We start from the raw sequence: 24,518 nt of genomic DNA on the forward strand, positions 1-24,518 counted from the left end.
AAATCTCCACGTTATCCAAACTTATGAAATTGCAGTTTCTGTGCTGTAAGAAGCCGCATGATTTCGCATGTAGTTAATGAGCTGGTCCACGCGATCGTCTGTGTTTTCAAAAGGATCAGTAAGCTCAATAATTTGAGGCTCTGGCCGGTTCACTTTAAGCCGTAGCCAATCAGCAGATATGGGTGCTTGAAGTTTCTTGGCAGCCGTTAAAAATTCTCCACGAAGAGCTGCGCGGGTAGTTGACGGCGCAATGCGTGTGGCCTGTTCTATATCTGTATCGTTAATCCATCTATTGACTAACTGCTTCGATTCCAAAACAGGAAAAACACCTCGACCAGCGCGAATATCGTGGTAAGCCAAATCTAATTGAGCCAATTTTGGATGAGTAAAATCAGACTCACTGCAGCCAATGCGACGCTGAGCACGGCGTAATAGTGATAGTTTGATAGCCCAGTCGATATCTCGAGATAGAGCCTGGAGATCATTTGATTCGATAGCAGATATTGTATCGAGCCACAAAGACACAACCTTGTGCATTTCAGCGTTTGGCGTTCCTTCTGTATCATCGCGTTGCTCGAGCCACCACAGAGCTTTTTCGGCATATCGACGCTGAATTTCAATGGCAGGCATCGATGTTCCAACTTTCAACGGTACTGGAGCCATGCCAGTAATATCTCGAGAGATTTCCCTAATTGCGGCAATTTCATTGCTTAGCTCAAGGTCATGACTTAAAGCACCAGCTTCAATCATCTCAAGGACCAGTTGAGTCGAGCCTATCTTCAACGCACATGTTGTCTCAGACATGTTTGAATCACCGACGATTACATGGAGCCTTCGAAAGCGATGAGAATCTGCGTGTGGTTCATCTCGAGTATTAATAATCGGGCGGGACCTAGTCGTAGCGCTAGATACGCCTTCCCATACATGATCAGCTCGTTGAGAGACTTGAAATTGCCCATCTTGGATGGATCCACCACCGCATATCAGTTGACGGGTAATCAAAAATGGTAGAAGTTGTCTTCCCAACGTTTTGAGGACAACGTCTCTGCTTACAAGATAATTCTCGTGACAGCCGTAAGAATTTCCGAGTGAATCAAGATTATTCTTAAATAGATAAACTCTGCCCCCAATTCCCTCTGTTGCTAGTGCAGTTTCCGCCCGTTGCGCTAATTGATCAACAATTTTATCGCCAGCACGGTCATAGGCGATTAACTGGGAAAGTGAATCACACTCGGCAGAAGCATATTCAGGGTGGGAACCCACGTCCAAGTATAGCCGTGCTCCATTGGGGATAAACACGTTGGAGCTTCCCCATTCCTCCACAACGGGACGGAACATATAGCGTGCTGCCTCATCCGCACCGAGGCGCCGGCGGCTGTTGTCGCCGACACAAGTGATTCCGTATTCGGTTTCTACGCCCGTGATTCGTCGTGTAAAAACTGTGCGTTCGTACTCGCCCACGGATTTACTGTCCACCTTTCTGAACATAGGAACGAACGAACTCTTCAGCGTTTGATTCCAAAAGACCGTCAATTTCATCTAAAAGATCATCAACTCCAGCAGTGTTGACACTTACTTGACCAGATGAAACCCCAGGCGTGTCAGTATCGTCAGAGTATCCATTGCCGCCGGAATGAATTTGGCTACCGTTCTGGTTCATAATGATTGCTCCTTAAAGATCTAAGTTATTAGCGTACCCTTGCATGAAAACAAAGTTTTATGTCAAGGAAATAGTTGTGACCGGTAACCACTGAGACAAAATAGTGGCAACCTCTTTGACTGAAGAAGCCGTGTCGATGGCAGTGATTGCTTCCGCGGACAGTGATTGAACCACTGGCATTTTGATTTTTGTAGCTTGATCACGAGACGTTTGAAGTGTGATGGAATCCCAACTTGCTTGAACAACGTTGTCAGGAAAACGTGAGATTAGACTGCCCCGTAAATAAGCACGGCTACCTTTTGGCGGTGACCAAGCAGCACGATTAATCTGCTCGGTAGACACAAGAGTTCTCATGCGACCTTTGCGGACGAGCGCATGATAAAGGCTTTTAGTCGGATCAATATCAGCGTACTGCAGGTCGATGAGTTGAATTTTAGGATCATCAATCGGTACTCCACGCTTAATGAATGAAGAAATAAGCTGCCACTTGGCACACCAGTCAAGTCGGTCGGCGGCATAGAAAGGTCCCTTATACAGCAAATCTAGTATTTCAGACCATTCCTTCAAAACATCAAGATCCTCATCTGACTGTGGAGATACACGTTTGCGGTACTCGTCGAGGAGCTCAAGTGCTGTCAAAGTTCTTCCATCGCGAAGGACAATGTTGTGCGTAAGCGTGAGATCATGTGATATTGCACTTACCTCTGCGACCGGATTTGCGACCGCGAGGTCGGAGAAATCAACTCCAGCTTCAATAGCGTCGAGTACTAAAGTAGTCATGCCAATTTTCAAAAAGTTAGAAGTTTGCGACATATTGGCATCACCGATGATGACATGTAAGCGACCAAAATGCTCGCTATCTGCATGTGGTTCATCGCGGGTATTGATAATGCCACGATTAAGCGTTGTTTCCAGTGAAATTTCTTGCTCAATATAATCGGCACGTTGGCTAATCTGGAAACCAGATTTTTCGCCATGTTGCCCTATTCCAACTCGACCCGCTCCAATGATTACTTGCCGAGTAATGAAAAAGGGAATCAAACCTGAAGCAATCTCTTCAAAAGGAATTGCGCGATCATAGAGGTAATTTTCGTGGCTGCCATAGCTGGCGCCTTTACCATCCACATTGTTTTTATAAATTTTTAGTGGTGGACATGGATCATGATGTTCTAACACCGAATGCTTACGCTGGGAATTTTCAGCAACAAGTTCCACTGCACGATTCATTACTACGTCACCTGCGGCGTCGTAAAGCATCGCCTGGAAAGCAGAACTTGTTTCAGGCGATGAATACTCTGGGTGAGCATGGTCAACATAAAACCGTCCTCCGTTAATGAGAACTGAATTAGCTACGCCCAAAGCATGAGGATCCACGACCGGAACTGTGCGGTAACGACGTAAATCGAAGCCACGAAGATCTCTTAGTGGTGATTCTTCTGAAAAGTCCCAACGAGCTTGAGACGCGCACCGCTCCCCCAACGAAAACGCCACCACTGCATGAGTCGACGTGACGATAGGGCTCAGCATCGTGTTTGACGGAGTCGCTATTCCATATTCTGTCTCTGTACCAACAAATCTGCTCATCGTTGTCCTCCCAGTACTCGGGCGTGTGCTACTCGAAGTCCATGGCGGCCGATGATACGACTCCAATCATCAGGATTAGATGTATTCGGTAAGTCTTCACTCTCATGATTTTCAGCGTTAATCGCTGCAATCAGGTGTTCTGAGGCAACTCCTGAGTGACGGCCTGCGATATGGTCTTTGATCGCACATTTTTTTGCACGATCGACAATGTTGGCGATCATCGCCCCTGAAACAAAATCCCGATAGTGCAGGATTTCAGTGCTGCCATCGATTAACGACAATTCCACATAGGGATTATCAGCATAAAGATGATCGACAGCATTATTTATCAGTGAATCAATAGGCTCAGCAGCCGGAATGTTCTGTTTCAAATGGCGTGCGAAAACGTCACGGGCTGCTTGTTTATCAGGACGTCCTACACGAATCTTCACGTCTAAACGGCCTGGACGCAAAATAGCTGGATCAATTAATTCTTCACGATTTGTAGCACCGATGACGATGACATTGCTTAAGGACTCTACGCCATCAAGCTCAGTTAAAAGTTGCGGAACCACGGTGGTTTCCATATCAGAGCTAACTCCAGATCCTCTGGTACGGAAAATCGACTCCATTTCATCAAAAAATACGATAACAGGACGCCCTTCTTCGGCGAGTTCGCGAGCTCGCTCGAAAATCAGTCGAATTCGACGTTCAGTTTCACCGACATACTTGTTCAGCAGTTCGGGGCCTTTGACATTAATGAAATAACTACGGTTACCCGCTCCGATTCTTTGTGCCAAAGAATTGGCCACGGCTTTAGCGATCAAAGTTTTACCACAACCAGGTGGCCCATAGAGCAAAACTCCCTTAGGAGGCTTGAGATCATAAGCACGATAAAGATCAGGCTGAGTAAACGGAAGTTCTACAGCATCATGAATAAGCTCAATCTGGCTATTTAGACCGCCGATATCTGCATATGTCACATCAGGAACTTCTTCCAGCGCCAATGTGGACACTTCCGTTTTGGGTATTACTTCGAAGGCATAGCCGGCGCGTGGATCGACGAGGAGCGTATCACCTGCTTTGGGCAGCTTATCGACGCCTTCTGTCAGTGCTGCGGCAAGCTTAACAACGCGCTCTTCGCCAGTATGATCGCAGATTAAACCACGATTATCAGCGAGAAGTTCTACTAGTGTAGCCAGTTGCCCAGTAGTACTTATGCCGCATACTTCTACTACTTGACTTGCCTCGCCCAAGCGAACCTGCACACCGGGAATCAGTTCAGCTTTTTCTACATCAGGTGAAATCCGTAAACGCATGTGCCGACCGGCAGTAAAAACCTCTGCAGTTTCTCGACCCCCAGAAAATTCAAGAAACGTGCCATACGTGGACGGAGGAGCTGCTAAATCCTCCAGCTGATCCTGCAAAATAGACAGCTTGTCCCGAGAAGCCTTAAGCAATTCAGCTAATTTCGCATTACGTGCGCTCAGGTCCGAAATGGTTCGTTGCAGATGCGCCGTCGACTCGGATGGATCAGATGTAAGCATGACCCTTACCTTACTAATTTCCCAACACTGGTGTTGCCATTAGACGGCAATAAGCGGCACCTTTTTAAAGATACCGCTTAAAAACCTGCTAGGAGCCTACTTACGTGCGCGTCGCTGCGGACGTGGTGGGACGGTACCGTCGGCAAGTCGACGTGTCCAAATCAAGAATGCAGTGTGCGCATTCATACGGTGTTCAGGTCGCGTAGCCAACCCTTCTACACGCCATTCACGGACGAGAGATTCCCAAGCACGAGGCTCGGTAAAGCATTTAAGTTCGCGAATCCCCTCCATGACCTTCATCAGCTGAGGGACGGTCGCTACATACGTCATTAGCACTCCGCCAGGGATGAGCAATCGAGACGCTGTCTCCAAACACTCCCAAGGGGCCAGCATGTCCAAGATGATGCGGTCTACTGGACCACCCAGATCTTCAACAGTTACATCCTGCAAATCACCTAAGCGAGGGGACCATGTTTCGGGACGGTAGCCGAAAAATTCATCAACGTTATTTTCGGCATATTCAAGGTGGTCTTCTCGAATCTCATAAGAAAAGACATGACCTTCGTGGCCAACAGCCCGCAATAGCGCCATCGATAGAGCACCTGAGCCTGCACCGGCTTCTAACACCCGCGCGCCGGGGAAAATATCTCCTTCGACCAAAATTTGGGCAGAATCTTTTGGATAGATCACTGCAGCACCGCGAGGCATAGAAAGCACGTGATCGACCATCAGGTGTCTGAAACATAAGTATTCGTATCCTTGCTCAGACTTAACGACAGTGCCTTCAGCGTTTCCGATAATATCGTCATGATGAATCATGCCTTTATGCGTGTGATACGCACCGCCTGTTTCAAGAACTATCGTTGCATGCCGGCGCTTGGGATCTGTGAGTTGTACACGATCACCAGGCTGAAATGGTCCAGAGTTTGCCATGAGAATTTAACCTACCAGATACGCGTGCAGACACCGTGATAACCAATAGATATCTGTGGTGCTGGCTAATTCTCGAGCAGAGTGCATGGAAAGCAACGGAACTCCGACATCTACAGTAGGAATACCCAGCCGAGTTGCCGTTATGGGGCCAATAGTCGAACCACATGGGACGCTGTTATTGCCTACGAAGACTTGATGACTACTTCCGGCTTTCATACAAGCGCGTACCCACATTGCCTCTGTTTCGGTATTGGACGCATAACGTTGGTTCGCATTGACCTTCAGTGTAGGACCGCCACCCATAACAGGATGATTCAAAGGATCATGTTGATGCGCATAATTTGGATGAATTGAGTGAGCTGCGTCTGCTGAAATGCACGTGGAGCGTGTGATCATTTGCTTTGTTTTTTCAGCGTCTGCACCTAACCCAGCAGCTGTTCTAGTTAGTACGTCTTCTAAAATAGGTCCGGCAGCCCCAGTTGTTGTGGCACTACCGACTTCCTCGTGGTCAAAAGCGGCGAAAACAAGAATGTCCTTCATCGGTGCACGGCCAAGCACATTATCCTCAGCCGCCTCCACAAATGCTTTAAGCCCAGGAAAAACGCTGGAAAGATTATCCAATCGCCCTGCAGCAAGAAAATCAGAGGTTGCGCCAAAAATTTCACCAGGCTGAGCATCTGCCGTAATCAAATCATGTGAAATAATCTCTTCCTTGTTAACGCCTGCTGCAGTTGCGATCACATCCATAATCGATAAATCTGGTTCGCCAACGGCAAATATTGGTTGGGTATGCCGTTGACGATCAATAGATAACGACGTGTTTGCATCTCGATCTAGATGAATAGCAAGGTGCGGAATTCTTAGCACAGGAGCAGTAGTTACAGTGCGAGTGGAGCCGTCGATAAGCCCGATGCGACCGGCTAAAACTAATTCACGATCGAACCAAGAAGCTAAAATAGGACCACCATAGACCTCTACAGATGCTTGTTGCCATCCAGCAGACATAAGATCAGGGTGATATTTCAGCTTAAAGCCGGGTGAATCATTATGCGCACCTATGATCCTAAAACCCGATGAAGTATCAGCCGACGTCGGGACATACCATGCCATCAGTGCCCCGCCGCGAATCATAAAATGACCGCCTAGGGTGCTATCCCAATCGGCAGTTTCATCGACTTGATGAAATCCCGCTTCTTGTAGCAATTGTGCGCCTTGCTGAGCAGCATGAAATGAACTAGGGGAATTAGCGATAAAACTAACCAGCTCCCAAGCCATAGCTTCCGTTTGTGAACGAACGTGTTCGCTATGGTCCAGATCAGCTATAGGGATACCGCGACGATCAGAAAATGATGAATCCATAATCACCCAGTCTAACCTTCCCATCCTTTAGACAACGCGTGTTTCCTTTCAAGCTTGTGGCTAGCAACATGCAAATGTCGGTCCAGGCTCATACAATATTGAACTTGATGACAACCTTAACTCCTTCCGCTTCTCCCCTCGCCTTGTCGCCTTCTCGTGCTAACGATTATAAACAATGCCCATTGCTGTACCGCTTCCGTGCCATTGACAAACTTCCAGAGCCCAAAACCGTAGCCCAAGTCAAAGGCACACTCGTACATGCCGTGCTTGAAGAAATGCATGGCTGGCCTCGAAATGAGCGACTTTTTCCAGCTGCAGTTAAACGATTGAAACCCCATTGGTCATTAATGTGCAGCAAAGATACTGAATTAGTTTCGCTGGTTCCGGAAGAAGATACTTATGATTTTCTCGTAGAATGTCGCTCGCTTCTTCGAGGCTACTTTGAGATGGAAAACCCACAAGGTTTCGATGCACTGGCATGTGAAATGTACGTCAATGCGACATTGCCTAATGGAGTACCCATCAGAGGATTCATAGACCGAGTTGATAAAGCTCCGACTGGCGAAATTCGCGTCGTGGACTACAAAACGGGTAAAAAACCAATTCCTCGTTTTAGCCAGCAAGCTCAATTCCAAATGCGCTTTTATGCTCTGGTGTATTGGCGGATCTACGGACGCATCCCAGATCAATTGCGATTGATGTATCTCAAAGTCGCCGACTCGATGTTTCTTACTCCATCACGCGAAGAACTTGAATATTTCGAACGTGATATCCAAGAACTATGGGAGAAAATTGTCACCGACGGAGAAACCGGTCAATTTCGCCCCAAAACTTCGAAACTCTGTGGCTGGTGTTCATTTCAAAACCTTTGTCCGGCTTTTGACGGAACACCGCCAGCCTACCCAGGTTGGCCAGGCATAGCCGATGCTCCTCCGTGTTCCACTGTCGATGCTTCAAAGGGTTTGACAGGCTAACCAAGGTGGAGCTTGAAGCCTGATCCCGCATAGCATGGAATAAGACTACAGCTATTGCAGGAAAGGGTGGAAAGTATTGTGCTGAATTCCAGAATGTCGAGTGCACACGCTCCGTTCAATCCAGTGCCCCGCCATCCTGGCAAGGTACTGGAAACCGAGTATCTTGTCCCACAAAATATCTCGCATTATGACCTTGCCAAACAACTGCATATCACAGAAACATCTCTTGATCATTTCATCGCAGGTGAAACCGACGTAGATTATGTTTTGGCTTTCGGTCTTGCCCATGTTTTCAGAGAATCACCAGAATTATGGATTCGCAGACAACAAGATTGGGACACTTTTTAGAGCAAGAGCACTAGAAGCCGATCAAAGCGGGAAGCGGCCATTGTATGGTACCTGCTTCCCGCTTAATTACCTTTTAGAAAAGGCCTTTAATCTCTCCATTTTCAACTCCGATGTTTTCAGCGGCTGGTTTTTTCGGAAGGCCAGGCATGGTCATGACATCACCGGTAAGAGCAACGATAAATCCTGCACCGATTCGTGGCAATAAATTGCGAACGTGAAGAGTATGTCCTTCTGGACGCCCTAGCTGAGATGGATCATCACTGAATGAATATTGTGTCTTGGAAATACATACTGGCAAGCGATCCCATCCATTTTCTTGCAAATATGCCAGATCTTGACGCGCTTGCTTCGACAACTCAACATCTGCCGCGCCGTAGATTTTTTGCGCAATTGTGAGCAGTGATGCTTCAATTCCCAGTTCGGGGTCATAAAGTTGATGCGAAGTTTGTTTTTGCATCGAGACTGCAACTGCGTCGGCAAGTTCTAGCGCGCCTTGCCCACCATGAGCCCAAACTTCGACCGGGATCAATTGAACCGACATGGTTTCAGCCCAAGCTTTGAGCTGACTGATTTCTGCATCAGTGTCCGAGGCAAATTTATTCAGTGCAACAATTGGTTCGATACCAAACGCACGAATATTTTCAACGTGCCGTTCGAGATTGACGACTCCAGATGCAAGAGCTTCCAGGTTTTCGGTTGTGAGCTCATCTTTAGGAACGCCGGCGTTGTATTTAAGAGACCTTACAGTTGCGACAACGACGGTTGCAGCAACATTGAGGTCGCCTACGCGCGACTTAATATCGAAGAATTTTTCGGCACCGAGGTCGGACCCAAATCCTGCTTCCGTCAGTACGACATCTCCGAGTGACAGCGCGGTTTTTGTAGCGATAAGAGAGTTACACCCATGGGCAATATTCGCGAATGGCCCACCATGGCACAACGCAGGTGTTCCACCCAATGTTTGAACTAAATTTGGATTAACTGCATCACGAAGCAACGCTGCAAGTGCTCCTTGCGCATTAAGTTGACCAACGGTAACTGGTTCACTGCTAAAAGTCTGGCCTACAACAATCCGTGCCAAGCGTGCTTCCAAATCTGTTAGATCTAATGCCAGACATAGAATCGCCATGATTTCACTCGCGGCTGTAATCGTGAATCCTGTTTCAGTTGGCACTCCATGTGCTTTACCACCTAGGCCAGTCACAACTTTGCGCAAAGAGCGGTCGTTTACATCCAGGCAACGTTGCCAAGTAATCCGACGGGCATCAATTCCTAGAGTATTGCCTTGATGAATATGATTGTCAATCATTGCTGCCAGCGTGTTGTTAGCTGCCGTGATTGCATGAAAGTCTCCAGTGAAATGCAGATTGATGTCTTCCATAGGAACGATCTGTGAATATCCACCACCTGCGGCTCCACCTTTAATTCCCATTACGGGGCCTAGAGAAGGTTCACGAATAGCAACAATGGAATTATGGCCGCGTAGTCTCATTGCGTCCGAAAGACCAATGAGGACAGTCGATTTACCTTCGCCGGCAGGCGTTGGTGAAATCCCTGTCACGAGCACGAGTTTTCCAGTGTTTTCGCTCGCAATCCGATTAATATCTATTTTCGCTTTTGTAAAGCCATAAGGAATCAGAGCATCGGAAGGTACTCCAGCTCGATTGGCAATGTCAGTGATGGGCTCGAGGGTATGAGCTTGGGCAATTTCAACGTCCGTCGGCATTGGCGATTCGATGCTTTCTAGTCGAGGTACTGGTGAACAAGCACTAACAAAGGAGTATCGATGGCTGAGCAAATTAATAAGCCTCGACACCCTTGAACTATCAGTTTAGGGTATCGAGGCTTATTCCACTGAAAAACTAGTTATCTAGGTAGAGGGTTCCACGAAACGAAGGATGCATTAGATTTTCCTTGGACAGGATTTGGTTCAAAGTCTCTTCATCCATGAGTCCTTTTTCCAATACAAGCTCACGTACGGACTTGCCGGTCTCAGCAGCTTCCTTGCCAATCACGTCACCCATATGGTGACCAATGAAAGGGTTGAGATAGGTAACGATACCAATGGAATTATCTACGTAGGCGCGACATACGTCAGCATTTGCGGTAATCCCTTCGACACACTTGTGCTGAAGGGTGACTGCAGCATTACCGAGAATTCGAATCGACTCAAACAAGGCTTGGCCGATAACCGGTTCCATCACATTGAGCTGGAGCTGGCCAGCTTCTGCCGCCATGGTGACAGTAAGATCGTTACCAAAAACCTTGAAGCAAACCTGGTTAACAACCTCAGGGATAACTGGGTTGACCTTTGCCGGCATGATCGATGAACCTGCAGCTCGAGCGGGAAGATTAATCTCGTTGAGACCTGCGCGTGGTCCGGAGCTGAGCAGTCGAAGATCATTGCAGATCTTAGAAAGCTTCATCGCAGTACGCTTAACAGCTGCATGGGCAAGGACATACGCACCGGTGTCTGAAGTAGCTTCAATAAGATCGCGTGCAGACTTAATTTCCAAGCCGGTGCACTCGGACAATGCGGCTACAACCTGATAACGGTAACCGGCTGGGGTGTTCAAGCCAGTACCGATAGCGGTTGCGCCCAAGTTAACTTCCTTGAGCCGGTCGGAAGCCATACGCAGAACGCTTTGCTCCTCAGCCAAGTTATGAGCGAATGCCTGGAATTCCTCGCCTAAAGTCATCGGTACAGCATCTTGGAGCTGTGTGCGACCCATCTTCAGAATATCGGTGAACTCATCACCTTTGGCATGGAATGCGAACTGTAGATTGTCAATACGAGTGATCAGTTCCTGCATCGCCTCATAGACACCCAAACGGAATCCAGTTGGGTAGGCATCGTTAGTTGATTGGCTCATGTTGACGTCATCGTTTGGGTTGATGATGTCATAGGATCCCTTTGGCTTACCCAGATGCTCCAGTGCGAGGTTGGCGATTACCTCATTAGTGTTCATGTTGACGCTTGTGCCAGCGCCTCCTTGGAACACATCGATTGGGAACTGATCCATGCAACGACCGTGATCCAAGATTTGATCGCAAGCCCATACAATGGCATCGCACTTGTCTTTCGGCAGAGTATGGAGGCGTCGGTTGGCAAGCGCGGTGGCCTTTTTTACCTGAACCATGCCACGAATGAACTCTGGCACATCATTAATGGTGGTGCTAGAGATCTTGTAATTGTCGATGGCACGAAGAGTATGGACGCCATAATAAACCTCGTCGGGAACTTCCATCTCACCCAAGAGGTCTTCTTCGATACGGAATCCTGGTGCAGCTTTCTTAGTGGCGTGCTTTGTTGTTACATCTGACGCAATGGGGGCATCGTTTACTTTCTCCGCGGTGCCTTCGGTTTTTCCGTCGAGAACATCATTGGTTACCTCGGCGTTTTTCGAGCCCTTTGTGTTTTTAGCTTGGGAAGCCATTTAAACTCTCCTGTTGTAGTGAGTGGGCGATTTCTTACATTTAAAGGGTACGTCAAAATAAGGAATTATGCACCCGATAATTAATTAGAAATTAATAGCTCTACCTGCTGTTAGTTAGATATTTCAACCTTTTTCCACGTCAAAGCACATTTGAGAAAAACAAAAACCACCATTTTTAAAATGGTGGTTTTTGTCACCCTAGATTGAGGTGATATTTCGATATTTGATTAGAAATCAATATTCGACGGGATGATGGATTGCAATGAACTGGGAATTAGAGAATAAGTCCGCCGAAAAGGAATCCCAATGCCACAGATATCGCAATACCAACAGTTCCAGGAATGAGGAATGGGTGGTTAAACACTGCTTTGCCGATCCTTGTCGAACCTGTATCGTCCATCTCAACTGCAGCCAATAGAGTTGGATAGGTTGGCAGAACGAATAGTGCCGATACAGCGGCAAATGAGGCGATGACGGTCAGTGGGGAAACACCGATAGCCAGTGCTGCAGGAATTAACGCCTTAGCGGTTGCAGCCTGCGAATAGAGTAGCGCGGCGGCGGCGAATAGAACGACCGCGAGCATCCACGGCGAGCGCTCGAGGATGTCGCCTGAGAACCCCTTAATTCCCTCGATGTAATGGTTGATCAAAGTTGTTCCCAACCAAGCTACGCCGAGAACGCAGACGCAAGCGGACATTCCGGAGCGGAATACCTGAGTATTCAAAATGTCGCCTGCCGGAATCTTGCAAGCCATAACGGTGATTGTCGCTGCAGTAAGCATCATCGACATAATCGCTTCATTGCGAGGCAACGCAGGATCTGCAATCAGTCCTACTTGATCGGAAATCAATGTGGCGTACACCATAACGGCGACAATTGCTACAAGGAAAATTCCCACCGAAAGCTTTGCTGCGCTTGTTGGAACATAGGACTCTTTCTTGCCAGGGGCTGCAACGAGGCCATCGGCAAGACGCTGTTGGTAGACCGGATCATCATAGAGGTCTTTCCCGAGACGATTGCATAGCCAAGCAGTTGGGAAGATAGCAAGAAATGTTGCGGGGATAACGATTGCCAAAAGGGACAGATACCCTACCCCTAAAGGTTCCAGCGCGGAAGCTAAAAAAACGACTGCTGCGGAAATTGGAGATGCTGTAATCGCCATCTGGGAAGCCGGAACGGCAACAGAAAGTGGACGCGAAGGGCGCACTCCAGATTCTTTAGAAACTTCCACGATCACTGGAAGCGTGGAAAACGCTGTATGCCCTGTTCCTGCGAACAAGGTCATCAGATAGGTAACTACAGGTGCGACATAGGTAATATGCTTTGGATTCTTACGCAAAGCACGCTCCGCCAAATGCACCAAATAATCCATGCCACCGGCACGCTGCATAGCAGAAATTGCTGCAATAACGGCCATGATGATACCGATAACGTCGAAAGGAATATCTTCTCTCGTCACCGGCACTCCGGTTGCACCCAGAAGAAGGACTCCGATGCCACCGGCAAAGCCGATAGCAATTGAGCCGAGTCGTGCACCGAGGACAATTGCGGCGAGCACGATGAGAATGTGGACGAAAACCACTGTGACACCCGACCTTTACATATTTCAGGTCTGCATTATGCAGGTATGAGTAGCGACGAAATGTCGCTGGAGGGACACTACAAATTTCCGCAAATGCAGAAATCAGCTTCCTTCCTATCGTGCACTTATGAAACTGGTTATAGCAACCTAGCTTTTAATAGAAATAGGCCGGATTTCGTGCATCAGATTATGTAAATATCGAATGGTAAATCGTTTTGTAAGGTCACAGTGCATTTCTGTCACAATAGTTAGTCAATTGACTAATTGATCACACTATAGAGGTATAGAAATAAAACTGCACATTAGGTGATATCCCCATTAATGTGCAGTTAATTTATTTTTAAAAAATGATATGGCTAGCTACAAGCGTGCAATACGAATCTCAGAAGCCAAAATTGCTTGAGCACCTAGCTCAGAAAGCTGGTCCATGATGTGGTTGGCTTCTTTACGCGGCACCATTGCACGCACTGCTACCCAGTTTTCGCGGGCCAGAGGTGAGACGGTTGGACCCGAAATACCTGGTGTGATTTTTTCAGAAGCGGCGAGGTTTACTCGATCGATGTTGTAATCAAGCATGAGGTAATTCTGGGCGTGTAGGATTCCTTCGATGCGACGAAGGAAAACCTTTTGCTCGTTGTCAACCACATTACCTTGTTGACCGACAATGACAGCTTCGGATTGGCAAATCACTTCACCGAAAGTTGCGAGACCTTGTTTGCGTAATGTCCGGCCCGTTGAAACTACGTCAGCGATGGCGTCAGCTACGCCAAGTTTAATCGAGATTTCTACAGCACCATCAAGCCGAATGACAGTTGCGTTAATATCACGCGCTTGCAAATCATCTCGAACTAAATTGGGGTATGAGGTTGCAATACGCTTGCCTTCGAGCATTTCAACAGTCCATTTTTGATCTGCAGGAGCCGCATATCTAAAGGATGAATTGCCAAATCCGAGACTCATCACTTCTTCAACGTTTGCATGGGAATCCGTAGCAAGATCTCGACCAGTGATGCCGAGGTCTAGTTGTCCTCCAGCGACATAAATGGCGATGTCTTTAGGACGAAGGAAAAAGAATTCTACGTCATTTGTTTTGTCATAAACATTGAGAGTCTTAGATTCGCCTCGGCCAGCATAACCCGCCTCAGCGAGAATCTCTACTGCAGCCTCAGACAAAGAACCTTTATTTGGGATAGCAATTTTTAGCATATATTTGTGTAGCCTTATCAAAATAACTAGGGGTAAGCATGCGGCAAAAACCTACCTAAAAACTCTGCTCACCTGCGGTAATTAAAGATATTTATAGATATCTTCCGGAGTAAGGCCACGTTTAATCATGATGACTTGCGCCCAGTACATAAGTTGCGAGATCTCTTCAGCGAGTTCTGCATCGCTCTGGTACTCAGCAGCGAGCCAAACTTCACCGGCCTCTTCAATCACTTTTTTGCCTAAAGTGTGGAGGCTCGAATTTAAAGCAGCAACCGTGCCGGAGCCTTCAGGTCGCTTTTCTGCTCGTTCGGCTAGTTCATGGTAAAGGGAATCGAAATTTTTCACCCCTTTAGTATGACATACCTATTGAGCATTCGGTGACAATGTTGCATACCATTGCATAATTTCTTCGGCTGATACACCTCTGAAATCTGCAGATCCGTGCAGTCGTGATAACGGAACAACACCTTCGGGTAATGGCTGGTTATTCAGGTGATCGACAACAGAAATTACGATGCAGCCGGCAGCTAATCCACCAAGCATTCCACTCTTTGAATCTTCAAAAACAATGCACCCTTCTGGAGGCACTCCCAGTGCTTGTGCCCCTTTAAGATACACATCGGGAGCAGGTTTTGGATTAGCAACTTCATCGCCACATACTGTCGCCTTAAAGTATTCAATCCCTACTGCTCCTATGGAATGGTTTGCGATTGACCGAATGGTGTTTGTTGCAATAGCCATTGGAATCTCAGCATTTCGGCATGAATCCAGTACTTCTTTGATTCCTGGATTTGGCAAAAGAGAACTATCGAACTTTTCCGTGACGTAGTGTGACATAAACGATTGCCAGTAATTCTTGGCTTCAGAATCTAGTTCTATTCCAGCGTTGCTGGCGCAAAGGCTAACAGTGAAATTAAAGCTAGAGCCTACAGTTTCCCGCTGTTGAGCTGCTGTTAGCCGTCTACCCATTTCGGTGCTCATTGCAAAAGTGGCTTGAGCCCAAATTCCTTCAGAATCGACAAGAGTGCCGTCCATATCCCATAAAATTCCGCGAAGCATATGTCATAGGCTAGCAATCGACCTATGCTTCGCGGTTAACTAGTTACACATTGAAGTATTTTGCTTCTGGGTGATACAACACAAATGCATCTGTTGATTGCTCAGGGTGCAGTTGAAACTCTTCTGAAATATCTACGCCAATCCGACGTGAGTCAAGCAAATCTACCAAGGTTTCGCGATCTTCGAGATTTGGGCAGGAACCATAACCAAAGGAATAACGAGCACCTCGGTATTTAAGATTAAAGAATTCCTGCAGATCAGCGGAATCTTCGTCACCTGCATGAGATCCATCGGAAAGTGACAATTCGTGGCGGATACGGGCATGCCAATACTCCGCAAGTGCTTCTGTAAGTTGCACACCGACACCATGTACTTCGAGATAGTCTCGGTAATTATTATCAGCAAAAAGGACATTGGCAAAGTCTGCAATCGGTTGTCCCATAGTTACCAATTGCAGCGGGAATACGTCTACCGTCTTGGTCTTGATTGCGTGCTCACGGGATCTAATGAAGTCAGCTACACAAAGGAACTCTCCACGCTGTTGTCGAGGAAAATTAAATCGTGCTACCTCTGCAGAAGTAGGGTCTGGTGATTCAAGAAGAATGACCGTATCGCCTTCGGAAACTGCTGGGAAATATCCGTACACGACAGCGGCGTGGTCAAGTATTTTTTCAGCTTTGAGTCTATCAATCCAGTACCGCAGCCGTGGTCGACCTTCAGTTTCTACAAGTTCTTCATAACTTGGGCCCTCTCCGCCGCGAGTCGCTTTTAAGCCCCAACGACCCACAAACAGCGCGCGTTCGTCGAGAAGCGGCAGGTATTCGGATAAATTGATGCCTTTAACAATTCGTGTTCCCCAGAAAGGAGGTGTGGCAATTGGCACGTCAGCTGCAACTTCGGATCGTTCCGGAACCTCGATAGGAATTTCCTTTGCTTTGCGTTGCGCGACAATTTGCTTTGAACGTTCTCGACGAGCTTTTCTCTCAGCTTTTTTCTTGACGGCCGCAAGAGCTTCTGGCGACTGTGGATCGAGACGCTCTCCCCTAGCTTCAGCCATAAATTCTTGCATTAGGCGAAGTGATTCAAATGCATCTTTTGCATAGTGAACATTACCTTCGTACACCTCGGTGAGGTCATCTTCTACATAGGCTCGCGTAAGCGCTGCACCACCAAGAATGACTGGATAGTCAGATTTTTGTGCCTGGTTCATTTCTTGAAGGTTTTCCTTCATGATCACGGTAGATTTTACCAATAGCCCAGACATGCCGATAGCATCTGCTTTGTGTTTTTCTGCAGCCTCTAGGATGTTTGCAATAGGTTGCTTGATACCAATGTTGACAACATTGAATCCATTATTTGAAAGAATAATGTCGACAAGGTTCTTTCCAATGTCGTGGACGTCACCTTTCACTGTTGCGATGACAATTGTTCCGTTACCGTCGCCGGCATCTTCATCCGCTTCTATGAACTGCTCGAGATAAGCCACTGCATGCTTCATCGTCTCGGCAGATTGCAAGACGAAGGGCAATTGCATTTGGCCTGATCCAAAGAGATCACCAACGGTTTTCATCCCCTCTAGGAGATCCTCGTTGATAATTTGGAGCGGTTCTTTTTCTTTCATACCTGCATCGAGGTCATCCTCGAAACCTGCCTTTTCGCCATCAATAATACGTTGAGCGATTCGCTTGAATAACGGCATAGCTGCTAATGCTTCTGCGCGGGCATCGCTCGCACTTGCTGCAGATACACCTTCAAATAGGCGCATGAAAGTTTGAAGCGGGTCATAGCCTTCAGACCTTCGGTCGTACACCAGGTCGAGAGCAACCCGTCGCTGTTCCTCATCGATACGATTCATAGGAACAATCTTTGACGAATGTGCAATAGCCGAATCTAGTCCTGCTTCAATGCACTCGTTCAAAAATACGGAATTGAGAACCTGACGTGCAGCTGGGTTCAGTCCAAAAGAGATGTTAGATAGGCCCAAGGTGGTGTGAATTTTGGGATGACGCTTTTTAAGCTCACGAATTGCCTCGATAGTTTCGATACCGTCTCGACGCGTTTCTTCTTGGCCGGTTGAAATCGGGAAAGTAAGCGTATCGACGATAATGTCGCTTTCGTCTAACCCCCATGTCGACGTAATGTCCGCTATGAGCCGTTCAGCAATTTCAATTTTCTTTTCGGCAGTGCGAGCTTGGCCTTCTTCATCGATGGTGAGAGCGACGACAGCAGCTCCATGGCGTTTGACTAATCGCATAATGCGTTGATAGCGAGAATCTGGGCCATCGCCGTCTTCAAAGTTCACAGAGTTTACTGCGCATCGACCGCCTAAATGTTCGAGTCCTACTTGGATTACATCCGGCTCAGTGGAATCAATCATGATGGGAAGTGTCGAGCTGGTTGCTAGCAGTGAAGCCAGCTGGGCCATATCGGCTGTGCCGTCACGGCCCACATAATCAACGCATAAATCAAGCATGTGGGCGCCATCGCGAGTTTGTTGCTTAGCAATATCCACACATTTTTCAAGATCACCTACAAGCATGGCCTCGCGGAAAGCTTTAGAACCATTGGCATTCGTTCGCTCACCAATCATGGTGATGCCAGTATCTTGTGTGAGATTCACACTGGTGTAGAGACTCGATACTGCATCTCCGACATCGGGATTTCTCTCAGCCTGAAGTGCCGGTTGATGCTCGCTATCGCCAAGTACAGCCTTACGTACTTCACGAATATGAGTAGGCGTTGTACCACAGCAGCCTCCCACCATGCTGAGCCCGTATTCTTCAACAAATCCTCTCAGTGCGCTTGCGAGCTCTTGTTCAGTTAGTGGGTATTCAGCACCATTTTTACCGAGGACGGGCAAACCGGCATTGGGCATGACTGAAACCGGAATGTGAGCATTGCGAGACAAGTATCGAAGGTGCTCGCTCATTTCGTCTGGGCCAGTAGCACAGTTAAGACCAATCATGTCCACATTGAGTAGCTCAATTGCCGTAAGTGCAGCACCGATTTCGGAACCTAGGAGCATGGTGCCAGTAGTTTCAACCGTAACGTGACAAACAATGGGAAGCTGAATGCCAGAAGTTTCAAATGCAGTTTGGCAACCATGTACAGCTGCTTTTACCTGAAGCAAATCTTGGGCAGTTTCGACCAAAATCGCATCGGCGCCGCCTTCGATCATGCCAAGTGAGGCTTCGGTGTAGTGATTTTTCAACGCTTCATAAGGTGCGTGTCCAAGCGAAGGCAACTTCGTTCCAGGTCCCATTGAACCTAGAACGAAGCGTGGTGTGCCATCAGCACTGGGTCCCAGTTCATCCGCAACTTCTCGGGCGATTTTCACACCTTTGAATGCGAGTTCCTTGCATCGATCTGCAATGTCATAATCGGCCAAATTGGGTAGGTTACAACCAAAAGTATTCGTTTCAACCAAGTCGGCGCCCGCTTCAAAATAGGCACGGTGGATTGCAGAAACAACATCTGGCCGAGTGTGGTTAAGAATTTCGTTACAGCCCTCGAGACCTAGAAAATCGGAATCGACGTCAAGATCGAATCCTTGGAGCTGGGTACCCATTGCTCCATCACCGATCAGAACGCGATTTTTCATAGCGTCGAGAAATGCAGTTTTAAATTGGGGCGTGGCAGTATTCATCAAATAGACAGCTTAGTATGCATTTTGTGAAATGCTCAACCATTACCCCAGTTTAGAGCCCCAATTTAAGTAATTTTATTCAAATTCGGGCAAATCCGATATCTCTTCATCACTGAGTCCCAGATTTTTACACATACCCTCTACCATGCTAATAAGCTGCGATTCTTCCTCTGGTTCGATTACCGCATACTCATATGCTGCATTGAAAGCAGCTAACTCCGAATAAAAATGTCCAACTTTTGCAATAACATCCAAAACCACTGAGTTAGCTTGCTCACGGGAGTTTGCAATATCGACCATGCTTTGCGCAAACGCTACAAGAACCTTTTTTAACTCGGGCAACGCCGAAACATCGAATGGGGGATCCCAGAATTCCTTTTCATCGGCACGAAGGTAGGAGCCGGTACCAAACTCTTCAAGATCGCGCAGGAAGTCGTCAATAAATGAAAAAGAGTCGGACATATCGGTCATTTATATCTTCACTCCCAATAATGCATCCAAACCAGATGCCATGAGCCTTCCAGCCTCAGTACGAGCTGAATCATTTAGCGGGATCAAGTTGGCCCAGTTGTCCACTTCGGCGAGGACTGCAGGGGTATTTAAGTCGTTAGCCAATAAATGACGTATTTTTTGAATTGTTTGTTGAACTTGTTGTACGTCTCGAGCATTATCAGCTGCAGTAATCCACGCTTGTCTGCGCTCCTGTGCAGCTGCGAGGAGGTCAGTTGACCAGTCACGATCGTCGCGATAATGACCTGCAAAAACTCCAAGTCTAATGTCAGATGGATGATACCCTTCTGAGGTCAGTCGCGATACGAATACTAAATTGCCCAAGGACTTGCTCATTTTAGTGCCGTCAAGTCCGATCATTCCTGTGTGCACATAGTGACCTGCCATTCGGGACTCGCCAAATGTTGCCTCAGCGTGAGCAGCCGAGAATTCGTGGTGTGGGAAGATAAGATCTGATCCGCCTCCTTGAATTGCGAAATGGCTTCCCAAATGATGTGTTGCGATCGCGGAACACTCAACGTGCCATCCAGGGCGCCCCGCCCCGAATGGCGCATCCCAAGAAGGTTCACCTAGTCGATGTGCTCTCCATATAAGAGCATCAAGCGAATCCTTTTTCCCGGCACGTTCGGGGTCTCCACCACGTTCGGCAAAAAATTGTTCCATTAGTTCACGAGAGTAATGGGACTCGTATCCAAACTGCGTAGTCGCAGTTATGGATGCATAAATATCACGGTAGGAGTCTGACTCAACGATGTACGCTGTGCCATTGGCAAGCATGGTTTCCACCATTGCAATTACTTCTGGAATAGACTCCATTGCACCAACATAGTGCCGAGGAGGAATAACGCTAAGGTCCTCCATGTCTGATCTAAAAAGATCGATTTGGCTGGAGCCTAACTCTCGCCAGTCAACGCCATCTCTCAATGCACGTTCAAAAAGAGGCTCATCGACGTCAGTGATGTTTTGAACGAAATGAACACGGTGGCCTGCGTCGATAAGCTGCCTATTGATTAGATCAAACGTCAAATATGTCGCTGCATGTCCTAAATGTGTGGAGTCATAAGGAGTAATTCCACACACATAAACCCCCACTTCTGGAGTGTCCACTTCAACAGGTTTAATGAGCTGATCACTGGTATCAAACAAGAACAGTACAGCCGGTTTACCCGGCACTGAAGGAATTGTCGGCATGGGCCAAGATTGCATGCCATCAACATTACCTGCTGAGGCAGCAATGACACATTACAGTAGTTAAGCGGTTAGTATTCCGGTAGCTAGTAATGCCATAACAAGCAAACCGACAGGGATTCGATAAGCTGCAAACCAGCTAAACGAGTGACTACCAACGAATTTCAAAAGCCACGCGATGGAAGCATACCCTAGGGCAAAAGCAATTCCGGTACCTACAGCAAGCTGCATTCCCGAGGCCGCCTGCCCCGCGTCGGGAGCAAAGGCGTCGGGAAGCGAGAATAAGCCAGATGCTAACACTGCGGGAATAGCCAATAGGAAACTAAAGCGAGTTGCAACTTCCCTATCAAGTCCGACGAATAAACCTGCAGAAACGGTGCCACCTGACCGTGAAACACCTGGTATTAATGCCAAACACTGTGCACAGCCCATAATTACGGCATCTCTCATTGTCAGTTGGTCAAAGCTTCGACGCTTACTGCCCCATTTTTCGGCAGCGATAAATACAAAAGAAAAAGCGATTAACACTGATGCGGTAATCCACATATTTCGTAGATTGTCTCGGATGATGTCTTTAGCTAGCAGCCCTACGATACTTACCGGCAATGTGCCAACGATGACCATCCATCCCATACGGTAATCGAAACCTCGTTGCTTTTTATCAAAAAGGCCTCTAAACCAGCCAGTGAGAATCTTTGCGATATCTTTAGCGAAGTAAACGAGAACTGCTGCTTCAGTGCCTAGTTGAACTACAGCAGTAAAACTTGCACCAGCATCTTTGCCCCAAAAAAGCTCAGAGACAATTCGCAGATGGCCGGATGAACTAATAGGAAGGAACTCGGTGAGGCCTTGAACGATAGAGAGCACAATTGTCTGGGACCAGCTTATTTGACTCGACGGATCTTGAGTCAATGCTTGGGCTAATACATTTACATCAGTCACGGGGCACAAGAATACCTGTTTAAAGTCCAATATATGCCAGTGATGCAGAACTACATGGATATGCCTAATCTTCCTCGGGTTTCAACTAGGAAGAATGCAACTTGCTGGTAACCTCTCTGGTTGTGAAACCTGCACTGTCTACGACTCTTAAAATGTGTACATTTTCTACTCTCTCCGCATTTGTGTTGACCGCATGTAGCGGCAATGCAGAAACAACGAATGTGGCAGAAATCCGGCCCGACATGGGAAGTGCTACCGCAGCAGCTTCCCCGAAGGCTACAGCCCCCGAGGGAACTGTACTCAAGCGCGGTGCAATTGATGCGCTTCAAACGGTGGGAAATTCGATTGGAATCAAAATGGGTTCCCACCTAGAGCTCGGGTCTGCTGCAGATTTTGAAAAAGGTAACACGACTAAAGTGTCTATTGACGCTGAGTGCTTTGACATGACATCGAACTCAAAGGCTTTCATTGTTTCTTGTTCCGACGGCGTGCATTCTGTTGATCCAGTATCGGGTAAAAATTCAGTAATCGCTCAGCCGACTGAAACTGCCCACTATGCGGTACAAGTATCAACCGGAGAAGTTCTCGTTGCGCATCGTGACTCGAATAAGGTTGAGGTATTTAACGATGGTGAAAAGCTCTCAGAGGTGGCAACTGAATACGGGTCTGATCAACTTATTTCAGTTCCGATCGAAGGACAAGCTGATGCAGTTGTCAGAATCAATAACAAATACACCTTGATTCAAGACGTAAATTGGAAAGAGTCAAAACCCGGTGCCATTTTGCGGGTAGGCAAAGGGGTTGGAAGGATATCTGCAGCTAAGCAAGGCGTTGTGCTCGCTTCAGACGCCAAGAAGAATCAGTTTGCAGTGTACGGTGCTAAAGACGTCATCCGGCTTCACCAAACCTCTCCGACGGGGCCTAGTCCTTGGGGTATTACTTGGGACAACAAGCATGACCTAGCTTGGGTCGCTACTACTGGAGATAACAAGGTGACTGGTTACGATATTTCATCCGGAACCGGATCCGAAAAAAGCTCATATAACACTATCGAAAACGTCCACAACATTGCCGTGCTTGACGACGGTACTTTGGTGCTCGCATCCGCATCTGGAGCAGGCCTCCAACTTGTTAAAAGCCAAACAGACTAATGCCCCACACACCTTTAAAATAGCGAAAGGCCTATCCACCATGTCGGATTTTTCATCTCATCCTTTGCGAACTAAAGCATACGCACTTGCGCTAAAAGGGATGTTTACGATGTCCCCTGAGCGTATTCACCACATCATCACTCGTGGCATGCAATTAGTACAAGCGATTTCACCTCTACGACGCGCAGTGGGGTCAATTCTTCCCGTCAACGATCCCATTCTGAGACAAGAGGTGTTTGGTGTAACTTTCCCGCAGCCGCTTGGGTTGGCTGCAGGATTTGATAAGAATGGTGAAGCTCCAGATGTGTGGGCGGCATTCGGCTTTGGCTATGCAGAATTGGGAACAGTGACGGCATCACCTCAACCTGGTAACCCCACTCCCCGACTATTCCGTCTACCTGCAGATAAAGCGATTTTAAATCGTATGGGATTCAATAATTTGGGAGCCGCCGAAGTAGCTAAAAATCTTAAACGCCGTAAGTCTGATGCGGTTATCGGCATTAATATCGGCAAGACAAAGGTAGTTGCCTCGAAAGATGCTGTGAATGATTATCGACGATCAGCACTGCTTCTCGGTAACCTCGCAGACTATCTCGTGATTAATGTTTCTTCCCCAAATACTCCGGGGCTTCGAGATCTTCAAGCAGTAGAATCACTGCGCCCGATAATTGCAGCAGTTCAAGAATCAACATCTGTGCCAGTGCTAGTGAAAATAGCGCCAGATTTGTCTGATGATGACATAGACGCAGTAGCGGACCTTGCTGTCGAAATGGGAATTGCCGGCATCGTAGCGACTAATACGACCATTTCCCGCAATGGACTGCGCACTCCACATCAAGATGTTGCAGACATGGGAGCTGGCGGCATCTCGGGAGCTCCGGTAGCCCAGCGATCTCTGGAAGTTCTAGAACGCCTGTATGCGCGCGTAGGCACGGAAATGGTGCTCATTGGAGTGGGAGGCATTTCAACGCCACAGCAAGCATGGGAGCGTATCGCCGCAGGAGCAACCCTTTTGCAGGGGTACACAGGAATGATCTACGGTGGACCAGATTGGATCAGGGATATTCATTTAGGAATTGCAGCGCAATTGCGAGCCCACGACCTCAGCAGCATTGATCAAGCCGTTGGCTCGAAACTTCCTTGGACACTTCAATAAAGTGTTGTTTTTTTAATCGCGGCTGAGACTAGGTAGCGTCCTAGACTCTGCCGCTATTTCTAACTTCGAACAGTTAGCATGCGAGCTAACAAGCTAGCTATGAAACATACGGCTGCATAACAAGGCAAGAGATAAGCCGACCAGATAATTATTGGAGACTCAGGCGTAAATCACCCTAAAAAGATCAGCGACAAAGCAACTATTAATCCAGTCAGTTGAAGAACTGAGCCACGTGAGGCTTTGTTCACTGTTGCAAA

General features: G+C 47.5%; 20 protein-coding genes. 4 read left to right on the forward strand and 16 right to left on the reverse strand.

The features are described 5' to 3' along the window. Positions 1 to 21 precede the first annotated feature (21 nt). The 6 genes from pafA to AT687_RS06050 form a co-directional block, all read right to left on the reverse strand. Complete coding sequence (gene pafA, locus AT687_RS06025; protein WP_047928670.1) at positions 22 to 1,488, reverse strand: Pup--protein ligase; 1,467 nt, start codon at positions 1,486 to 1,488, stop codon at positions 22 to 24. After that, a complete protein-coding gene (locus tag AT687_RS06030) occupies positions 1,466 to 1,660 on the reverse strand; it encodes a ubiquitin-like protein Pup (RefSeq protein WP_003851469.1) in 195 nt (64 codons plus the stop codon). Before AT687_RS06030 ends, pafA begins: the two co-directional genes overlap by 23 nt. Before the next feature lie 57 nt (positions 1,661 to 1,717). After that, positions 1,718 to 3,244, reverse strand: coding sequence for a depupylase/deamidase Dop (gene dop, locus AT687_RS06035; protein WP_014319080.1), 1,527 nt, complete (start codon positions 3,242 to 3,244; stop codon positions 1,718 to 1,720). Then, complete coding sequence (arc, locus tag AT687_RS06040; protein ID WP_014319081.1) at positions 3,241 to 4,770, reverse strand: proteasome ATPase; 1,530 nt, start codon at positions 4,768 to 4,770, stop codon at positions 3,241 to 3,243. The genes dop and arc overlap by 4 nt, the downstream gene beginning before the upstream one ends. A 96-nt stretch (positions 4,771 to 4,866) precedes the next feature. Then, positions 4,867 to 5,703 carry a tRNA (adenine-N1)-methyltransferase gene (locus AT687_RS06045; protein ID WP_003851476.1) on the reverse strand — a complete coding sequence of 279 codons (837 nt, stop codon included), beginning with the start codon at positions 5,701 to 5,703 and terminating at the stop codon, positions 4,867 to 4,869. A 6-nt stretch (positions 5,704 to 5,709) separates the two neighbouring features. Next, positions 5,710 to 7,086 carry a M18 family aminopeptidase gene (locus AT687_RS06050; protein ID WP_014319082.1) on the reverse strand — a complete coding sequence of 459 codons (1,377 nt, stop codon included), beginning with the start codon at positions 7,084 to 7,086 and terminating at the stop codon, positions 5,710 to 5,712. A gap of 83 nt (positions 7,087 to 7,169) precedes the next feature. Here AT687_RS06050 and AT687_RS06055 point away from each other — a divergent pair, with 83 nt between their 5' ends. Then, the gene (locus AT687_RS06055) at positions 7,170 to 8,036 is read left to right on the forward strand and encodes a RecB family exonuclease (protein WP_041740677.1); all 867 of its coding nucleotides are present in this window, start codon (positions 7,170 to 7,172) and stop codon (positions 8,034 to 8,036) included. Between the two features lie 93 nt (positions 8,037 to 8,129). Continuing rightward, positions 8,130 to 8,384 (forward strand): HigA family addiction module antitoxin, encoded by a 255-nt coding sequence (locus AT687_RS06060; RefSeq protein WP_021335028.1) that lies wholly within the window; start codon positions 8,130 to 8,132, stop codon positions 8,382 to 8,384. A 73-nt stretch (positions 8,385 to 8,457) separates the two neighbouring features. Here the strand turns inward: AT687_RS06060 and AT687_RS06065 are convergent, their stop codons facing one another. The 10 genes from AT687_RS06065 to AT687_RS06110 form a co-directional block, all read right to left on the reverse strand. After that, positions 8,458 to 10,110: a formate--tetrahydrofolate ligase gene (locus AT687_RS06065; protein WP_014319085.1), complete on the reverse strand. Its 1,653-nt coding sequence runs from the start codon at positions 10,108 to 10,110 to the stop codon at positions 8,458 to 8,460. A 136-nt stretch (positions 10,111 to 10,246) separates the two neighbouring features. Further along, the gene (gene aspA / locus AT687_RS06070) at positions 10,247 to 11,821 is read right to left on the reverse strand and encodes an aspartate ammonia-lyase (RefSeq protein WP_003851489.1); all 1,575 of its coding nucleotides are present in this window, start codon (positions 11,819 to 11,821) and stop codon (positions 10,247 to 10,249) included. A 274-nt stretch (positions 11,822 to 12,095) separates the two neighbouring features. Further along, on the reverse strand, positions 12,096 to 13,403 hold the full coding sequence (locus tag AT687_RS06075; RefSeq protein ID WP_003851491.1) for an anaerobic C4-dicarboxylate transporter: 1,308 nt from the start codon (positions 13,401 to 13,403) through the stop codon (positions 12,096 to 12,098). Positions 13,404 to 13,763: 360 nt separating this feature from the next. Next, entirely contained in the window at positions 13,764 to 14,609 is an 846-nt protein-coding gene (gene hisG, locus AT687_RS06080; protein ID WP_014319086.1) for an ATP phosphoribosyltransferase, read from the reverse strand. Between the two features lie 81 nt (positions 14,610 to 14,690). Further along, complete coding sequence (locus AT687_RS06085) at positions 14,691 to 14,954, reverse strand: phosphoribosyl-ATP diphosphatase (RefSeq protein ID WP_003851495.1); 264 nt, start codon at positions 14,952 to 14,954, stop codon at positions 14,691 to 14,693. An 18-nt stretch (positions 14,955 to 14,972) separates the two neighbouring features. Further along, positions 14,973 to 15,668: an HAD family hydrolase gene (locus AT687_RS06090; RefSeq protein ID WP_010934931.1), complete on the reverse strand. Its 696-nt coding sequence runs from the start codon at positions 15,666 to 15,668 to the stop codon at positions 14,973 to 14,975. A gap of 43 nt (positions 15,669 to 15,711) precedes the next feature. Continuing rightward, positions 15,712 to 19,314, reverse strand: coding sequence for a methionine synthase (gene metH, locus AT687_RS06095; protein ID WP_014319087.1), 3,603 nt, complete (start codon positions 19,312 to 19,314; stop codon positions 15,712 to 15,714). 75 nt (positions 19,315 to 19,389) lie between these two features. Continuing rightward, on the reverse strand, positions 19,390 to 19,785 hold the full coding sequence (locus AT687_RS06100; protein WP_010934933.1) for a hypothetical protein: 396 nt from the start codon (positions 19,783 to 19,785) through the stop codon (positions 19,390 to 19,392). Then, on the reverse strand, positions 19,786 to 21,030 hold the full coding sequence (gene mshC, locus AT687_RS06105; RefSeq protein WP_014319088.1) for a cysteine--1-D-myo-inosityl 2-amino-2-deoxy-alpha-D-glucopyranoside ligase: 1,245 nt from the start codon (positions 21,028 to 21,030) through the stop codon (positions 19,786 to 19,788). A 45-nt stretch (positions 21,031 to 21,075) separates the two neighbouring features. Then, on the reverse strand, positions 21,076 to 21,924 hold the full coding sequence (locus AT687_RS06110) for an undecaprenyl-diphosphate phosphatase (RefSeq protein WP_029589582.1): 849 nt from the start codon (positions 21,922 to 21,924) through the stop codon (positions 21,076 to 21,078). A 182-nt stretch (positions 21,925 to 22,106) separates the two neighbouring features. On the opposite strand from AT687_RS06110, the gene AT687_RS06115 reads away from it, so the two are divergent. Then, positions 22,107 to 23,105, forward strand: coding sequence for a hypothetical protein (locus tag AT687_RS06115; protein ID WP_014319089.1), 999 nt, complete (start codon positions 22,107 to 22,109; stop codon positions 23,103 to 23,105). Positions 23,106 to 23,145: 40 nt separating this feature from the next. Then, positions 23,146 to 24,261 carry a quinone-dependent dihydroorotate dehydrogenase gene (locus AT687_RS06120; protein WP_014319090.1) on the forward strand — a complete coding sequence of 372 codons (1,116 nt, stop codon included), beginning with the start codon at positions 23,146 to 23,148 and terminating at the stop codon, positions 24,259 to 24,261. The last annotated feature ends 257 nt before the right edge of the window (positions 24,262 to 24,518 follow it).

It is taken from the genome of Corynebacterium diphtheriae, from assembly GCF_001457455.1.
In the GTDB taxonomy this organism is placed as follows: Bacteria; Actinomycetota; Actinomycetes; order Mycobacteriales; family Mycobacteriaceae; genus Corynebacterium; species Corynebacterium diphtheriae.

Excerpts from the sequence above, each read along its gene's own strand:
- AT687_RS06100 (WP_010934933.1), bottom strand. The coding sequence starts at position 19,785 with ATGACCGATATGTCCGACTCTTTTTCATTTATTGACGACTTCCTGCGC.
- AT687_RS06090 (WP_010934931.1), bottom strand. The coding sequence starts at position 15,668 with ATGCTTCGCGGAATTTTATGGGATATGGACGGCACTCTTGTCGATTCT.
- AT687_RS06055 (WP_041740677.1), top strand. The coding sequence starts at position 7,170 with ATGACAACCTTAACTCCTTCCGCTTCTCCCCTCGCCTTGTCGCCTTCT.
- AT687_RS06115 (WP_014319089.1), top strand. The coding sequence starts at position 22,107 with ATGTGTACATTTTCTACTCTCTCCGCATTTGTGTTGACCGCATGTAGC.
- metH (WP_014319087.1), bottom strand. The coding sequence starts at position 19,314 with ATGAATACTGCCACGCCCCAATTTAAAACTGCATTTCTCGACGCTATG.
- AT687_RS06060 (WP_021335028.1), top strand. The coding sequence starts at position 8,130 with ATGTCGAGTGCACACGCTCCGTTCAATCCAGTGCCCCGCCATCCTGGC.
- arc (WP_014319081.1), bottom strand. The coding sequence starts at position 4,770 with ATGCTTACATCTGATCCATCCGAGTCGACGGCGCATCTGCAACGAACC.
- AT687_RS06030 (WP_003851469.1), bottom strand. The coding sequence starts at position 1,660 with ATGAACCAGAACGGTAGCCAAATTCATTCCGGCGGCAATGGATACTCT.
- dop (WP_014319080.1), bottom strand. The coding sequence starts at position 3,244 with ATGAGCAGATTTGTTGGTACAGAGACAGAATATGGAATAGCGACTCCG.
- pafA (WP_047928670.1), bottom strand. The coding sequence starts at position 1,488 with ATGTTCAGAAAGGTGGACAGTAAATCCGTGGGCGAGTACGAACGCACA.
- mshC (WP_014319088.1), bottom strand. The coding sequence starts at position 21,030 with ATGCAATCTTGGCCCATGCCGACAATTCCTTCAGTGCCGGGTAAACCG.
- AT687_RS06050 (WP_014319082.1), bottom strand. The coding sequence starts at position 7,086 with ATGGGAAGGTTAGACTGGGTGATTATGGATTCATCATTTTCTGATCGT.
- hisG (WP_014319086.1), bottom strand. The coding sequence starts at position 14,609 with ATGCTAAAAATTGCTATCCCAAATAAAGGTTCTTTGTCTGAGGCTGCA.
- AT687_RS06065 (WP_014319085.1), bottom strand. The coding sequence starts at position 10,110 with ATGCCGACGGACGTTGAAATTGCCCAAGCTCATACCCTCGAGCCCATC.
- AT687_RS06120 (WP_014319090.1), top strand. The coding sequence starts at position 23,146 with ATGTCGGATTTTTCATCTCATCCTTTGCGAACTAAAGCATACGCACTT.
- AT687_RS06045 (WP_003851476.1), bottom strand. The coding sequence starts at position 5,703 with ATGGCAAACTCTGGACCATTTCAGCCTGGTGATCGTGTACAACTCACA.
- aspA (WP_003851489.1), bottom strand. The coding sequence starts at position 11,821 with ATGGCTTCCCAAGCTAAAAACACAAAGGGCTCGAAAAACGCCGAGGTA.